Below are 246 nucleotides of genomic sequence, written 5' to 3'. Positions count from 1 at the left end.
GTTTTCCTCAACCTGCACAAACGCAGCGCGTGTCCCAGCGGCGATACCGCGCGCTTCAAGCACCTCATCCAGTCCGATGGAGTACAGGCGGCGTTTGCCGGCCACTACCACAATGATCTGGGTTTCGCTCCTGGACCGTCGGGGAACTTTGGGTCGGTTCCCGTGTTCCAGAGCGGAGCCCTGTTCAATGAAACCTACCTGGTCGTTGAGATGGATTACGCCGGCGGGTTGTTCCTGGTGTACAGC

Annotated in this window: 1 protein-coding gene; it reads left to right on the top strand. The window is 59.3% G+C overall.

Going from position 1 to position 246, the window contains the following annotated elements:
- Positions 1-246 (top strand): hypothetical protein (locus ACQG3P_RS21545; protein WP_426806194.1); only part of this gene is annotated, 246 nt, incomplete at both ends.

Source organism: Stenotrophomonas sp. SrG, from assembly GCF_050031795.1.
GTDB classification, from domain to species: Bacteria; Pseudomonadota; Gammaproteobacteria; order Xanthomonadales; family Xanthomonadaceae; genus Stenotrophomonas; species Stenotrophomonas rhizophila_A.
This window is presented reverse-complemented; position numbering and strand designations above follow the sequence as displayed.